Raw genomic sequence first — 4527 nt, forward strand, 5'->3', positions numbered from 1 at the left:
TCAAGGAACGGACGCTTCCTTTGTACTCACCCTCTCGGGCTTTCCTCCGGGCGTTTCCTTCGTTCTTGTGTCTCCGACTCTATCAGACTCTTTCGTGTCCGATTCCCAGTCAGCGGGATTCGCTTTCCAGTTCTTCGCTTTCGCGTTTCCCTTTCCGGCGAGACCGACTCTATCAGAAGTTTTCCACCGGATTTCCCGGCTTCAGATTCCTGGATGAGGAGTCGAGGGTGCCCACTCTGAATTGCTCCTTTGGGGGCCGGCTGCCGAACTTGTCCAGTTCCAGGCAACCGTTTGACTCTACATGAAGCCCCCTGCACCGTCAAAATCGGCGCGACACAGCACATCCCTTGCTGTAGGGGCCCGTTGCCCGTCGGCTCCAGAAGCCCTCCAGGTCATGGATCGCGGCCACCGGCTCCCCGGCCAGGACACCAACAGGGGCGCCGGATCAGGGTCCCCAGCGCCTGCGGGCCTCCGCACGCGTAGAGCCAGGGGCGGTGCGGGCCCTGGCTCTTGCCGAGCTCGCCCTGCTCGAGGGACACGACGTCCTGCCCGGGCGGCAAACGAGGACACTGCGGTGCGGCGACCCGGCCGAACCGTCGACGTCACCACTCTCCCGCGCCGGATCGCCGGACGTCGTTCTGAGCTCAGGACAAGTCGAGGGCCAGGTCACCGGGTCACGAGGCCCCGCTCTCCGTCAGTACGAGAACGTCCAAGCCGGCCGCCGCTTCGCGGCGGAACGGGTCAACTCCACCCACCCACCCACCCGCCCAGCGCACTCGCTCACTCGACCCGACAGACTGTCGCCGTGATCGACAACTCCTTCGTGATCGTCACTGGTCTGCCGGCAAGCGGAGAGACCACACTGGCCCGCGAGCTCGCCGCACATCTCGAGCTGCCGCTCATCGACAAGGACGTGATCCTGGAGTCGCTCTACGACTCCCTCGGCGTAGGTGACCACTCCTGGCGCCACCGACTGAGTCGGGCCGCCGACGACATCCTGCTGGCCCTCGCTGCCGAGGCCGGACGCGCCGTACTCGTGAACTGGTGGCACCACGACACCGCCCCCGGCCGACTGCACCAGCTGGACGCCCACCTGGTCGAGGTGTTCTGCGACTGCCCCGCCCCCGTCGTCGCCGAACGCTTCCGCACCCGCAAACGCCACCCAGGCCACCTCGACCAGGACCTCACCCTCGAACAGATCCACGACCGCGTCACTGCCTGGGCATCCCACCCCGGCCCGCTCTCACTGGGCGGCCCCGTCAGGACCATCGACACCAGCCGCCCGGTCGACTCCGGCTCCGTCGCCAGGGAACTCCGCCCCTTGCTCTCCACGCCCCCCGAACCCGCAGCCTCACCGTGCCAAGCCCGCGCCCGCTAGAGACAGCGGTGGACCAACCGGTCCACGACAGCGGCGGCCACAACATCCCCCGCAACTCGCTGGGTTGGCGGGCGGCTGCTGCCTCGTGTCTTCTCGGGCGAACACCAGGCCCTGACCGCGCCCGGCGTACACCCGCCTGAACTATGCCGCTCCGCTCCTGGTCACGCACTACGTCACCGCCCACAGCTGCCGGCCGCCGCAGCCCTTCCTGGATGCCCTTCTCGCTGTCGACCTCGACGCGTGGGGCCACACGGTGGCCCGACGTCCCCTTTCCCTGGGTCCCGGATGATGCGGAACGGATGCTGGAGTAGCGGCGCGCGGGACTCACGTGCCCAGCTAGAGCGGTATCGAGGCCACGGTGACCGCGCCGTGAGAGACGCAGGCCCTTCTGGCGCCGCCGTGAATGGGCTTCGTCGCCCCCAAGGCGATCGGGTCGAGGGCGCCGGTGTCCGCCGGCGGGCTGCGGAGCCCGGATCAGTTCCACCACGTTGCTCAGCCGCGAAGCATCACCCCATTGACCGGGCGGCGTGATGACGTAGGCGAGTGGGCGAAGTCCGTCCTTGCCCACCAAATCGATCTTGCAGGCCAGCCCGCCTCCTGAACGGCCCAGGGCCTCGTCTGCCCGGTGACGGACCGGAGTGCTTCTCCTACCGGCAACCTTCGGCGGGCGGGACTGGGCTCCGGCCGCGTGCTGACGAGCCGGGCAGGAGGCGGAGTCCGCCCTCACCCTGCTCCAGTCGCCGATCCGGCCCTCAGCGCCCGCGTCAGCCTGGACGGCCCGCCCCATCCGAAAGATCACCCCGCCCCACGTGGACCGCACGATCAACCGGCGGCGGAGTCACGCAACCCAGCGGTCGAACGCCGGCGGCCTGCCACCACGGCTGCCGAGTCGCTTACGGTTCACAGCTTGGTCAGCGGTTTGCAGGATCACCACGCCGATCCCGCGCCGACGCAGGTCGGAACGGACCGCGCGGGACGAGTACGCCCGGCCGGCTGTGGGCCCCCCTCCACGACCCGAAGCACTCGGGCAGGTCCATCCTGCGCGCGTTCGATGCGCCTGTCACCAATGCCCCGCACCGGACTTGCCCGTGCCGGGCCCAGACCGAGGCCAGGCGCATCTTGCTGGTCCAACCCGCTGTTGGTGCTTTCTTTAGTCGGCCACCTGGCGCTCAGCGGCGCCCCAGACCTCCTCACCGAATCTCCCCGGCTAGACACGAGCTGCCCTTCGGTCGCTCCCTACTCGGTCCAGACGCGGAGCAACTGGAGCGAGGTGCAGGGGAGGTAGTCGCTTCCACGGCTGTGACCGCGCCTCCGATGGAACTCATTGAGGCTGAGCTGTTCACGGATGCAGGTAACGACGCGGTCGTGCGGCTACCCCCGCGTCGCCCCCCGGGAGGTGCTGATCCAGGGTGGCTCGCTGTCGAGCATCCGCAGCGAGGTTCGACGAACTGCTGGACGCCACGAGAGTGCGTTGGAAGCGCATGGCATTAAGCGTCCCTGCGGACCACGCGCGTAGGGGCCGTCATGCCGGATCGACTCCCCCGCGGCACAACCTCTGCCTGTGCCTGCATGCATGCCTGCCTGCGGAAGCGGCTCAGGAACTGGCTCGACCTGACGCCCTGGTCCCTCACCTCTGGGTGCCAGATCAGCCGGCCAAGCTGTCCAAGAGCGCCGTCCTCACCCTGATCGGCGACCACACCGGCCGTCTGCTGCCGACAGGATCAGGGAAGTGGAGCGTGACTCACCTCAGCCGATCCGCGGGTTCGCCCGCACAGGCCGCAATCGTCGGGTTCGGCCTTCCCGCACTGCGGCCGCATCCCGGGCACTACACGCCGGGCGCCAACGGGCACCGGCAGTCCGTCGGTACCGCGGTCAGGCAAGCCCGGGGTGCCGGCGGACCATGGGCCGGCAGCGCGCGATGCCCAGGCGCGGGCCTGGCCAACAGCGCCTGCGGCGGGATGCCTGCCGCAGGCGAGCGACTCACCGGGCGGTATCACATCCGAGTGCAGCAGGAGCCGTTCATCTGCGGTAGTCCCCCGCTGTGAACAGGACTGAGCTTGTAGTGCGGCAGGCTGTCGACTCCGATGCCGCCGCCATCGCCGACACCTGGCTGCGTTCCTTCAGAACCGCTCTGCCGACCGTGCGTCTTGCGCACGGCGACGACGACGTACGGGACTGGTTCGCCGCCGTGGTCGTGCCGGAGTACGAGACCTGGATAGCAGTTGCCGACGGCACCGTAGCGGGGTTGCTCGTACTCGACGGCGAGGAACTGGAACAGCTCTACCTCGAGCCGTCCTGGCGCGGAAAGGGTCTGGGCGACCGGCTCATCGCTCTGGCCAAGCAGCGGCGGCCGGACGGGCTGGGGTTGTGGACGTTCCAGGCCAACGGCCCGGCGCAACGGTTCTACGAGCGCCACGGATTCACCGCGGTCGAACGTACCGACGGGCTCCGCAATGAGGAGCGCGAACCCGATGTCCGCTACGTCTGGCCGCGCCAGGACAGGAGCGGGACGTCCGCCGGCGTCCGCTGAGGCGGCGGCCCAGGCAGAGGACAGGCAGGCCGGCCGCGCTTGCTCAGCGGAACTCGTGGACCACCTCGATCTCGCCCACGATGTGCGCGTTGAACTCGTCCAACTCCTCTGCGGGGACCCATAGTTCGAGGATCGTCCGCCCCCCGGCCTGCTGGACGGGATAGCGGGTCAGGAACTCCGACTCCACCTCGAATCGGGTCACGAAGCCGGCGCCGCTGTGCTGGACGTTCCAGTCCCTCGCGATCTTGATCGCGTAGTCCTCGTTGAGGACCGGGTAGAAGATCGGCTGCTCGGGGAGCCGAGGGGGCCAGGCACGCCAGTCGAGCTCGCGGACTAGGTCCAGCTCCTCGGGGCCGGTGGGGCGCCACAGGGTCGTCGTTGCTGGCTGGCTCGTCATGCGAATCGCCCTCGGGAGGTGGTGGGCCGGCCGGCAGGGCCAGCTCGTCACCGGACGGTACCCGCGGGTCGATCTCGACGGCTACGGAGTTTCTGTAGCGGGTCAGGGTCCAAGAACCCCGTGAACGCAGAAAAGCCCCGCACCGAACCCTGAACGGGTTGGTGCGGGGCTTTCCCACAATGATTGTTCGGCGGCGTCCTACTCTCCCACAGGGTCCCCCCT

The 4527-nt window shown here is 68.6% G+C and carries 5 protein-coding genes and 1 pseudogene; 4 read left to right on the forward strand and 2 right to left on the reverse strand.

Features of this window, described 5'->3' with window-relative positions; genetic code table 11:
- The first annotated feature begins 805 nt into the window (after nt 1–805).
- Nucleotides 806–1378, forward strand: a complete 573-nt coding sequence (locus tag ACWCP2_RS38055; protein ID WP_450913110.1) for an AAA family ATPase — start codon at nt 806–808, stop codon at nt 1376–1378.
- Between the two features lie 157 nt (nt 1379–1535).
- Entirely contained in the window at nt 1536–1667 is a 132-nt protein-coding gene (locus tag ACWCP2_RS38060; RefSeq protein ID WP_450913114.1) for a hypothetical protein, read from the forward strand.
- A 561-nt stretch (nt 1668–2228) separates the two neighbouring features.
- Here ACWCP2_RS38060 and ACWCP2_RS38065 read toward each other — a convergent pair.
- Nucleotides 2229–2372 (reverse strand): annotated as a pseudogene (locus tag ACWCP2_RS38065) (IS5/IS1182 family transposase); the annotation flags it as partial.
- A gap of 320 nt (nt 2373–2692) precedes the next feature.
- On the opposite strand from ACWCP2_RS38065, the gene ACWCP2_RS38070 reads away from it, so the two are divergent.
- On the forward strand, nt 2693–2869 hold the full coding sequence (locus tag ACWCP2_RS38070; RefSeq protein ID WP_450913111.1) for a DUF6959 family protein: 177 nt from the start codon (nt 2693–2695) through the stop codon (nt 2867–2869).
- Between the two features lie 571 nt (nt 2870–3440).
- Nucleotides 3441–3908, forward strand: a complete 468-nt coding sequence (locus ACWCP2_RS38075; protein WP_450913112.1) for an N-acetyltransferase family protein — start codon at nt 3441–3443, stop codon at nt 3906–3908.
- A 43-nt stretch (nt 3909–3951) separates the two neighbouring features.
- Here ACWCP2_RS38075 and ACWCP2_RS38080 read toward each other — a convergent pair whose 3' ends face one another.
- Nucleotides 3952–4305: a hypothetical protein gene (locus ACWCP2_RS38080; RefSeq protein WP_450913113.1), complete on the reverse strand. Its 354-nt coding sequence runs from the start codon at nt 4303–4305 to the stop codon at nt 3952–3954.
- Nucleotides 4306–4527 lie beyond the last annotated feature (222 nt).

It is taken from the genome of Streptomyces sp. NPDC002104, from assembly GCF_053593795.1.

Coding starts and splice junctions, on each gene's coding strand:
- ACWCP2_RS38070 (WP_450913111.1), top strand. CDS start 2,693: ATGGAACTCATTGAGGCTGAGCTGTTCACGGATGCAGGTAACGACGCG.
- ACWCP2_RS38080 (WP_450913113.1), bottom strand. CDS start 4,305: ATGACGAGCCAGCCAGCAACGACGACCCTGTGGCGCCCCACCGGCCCC.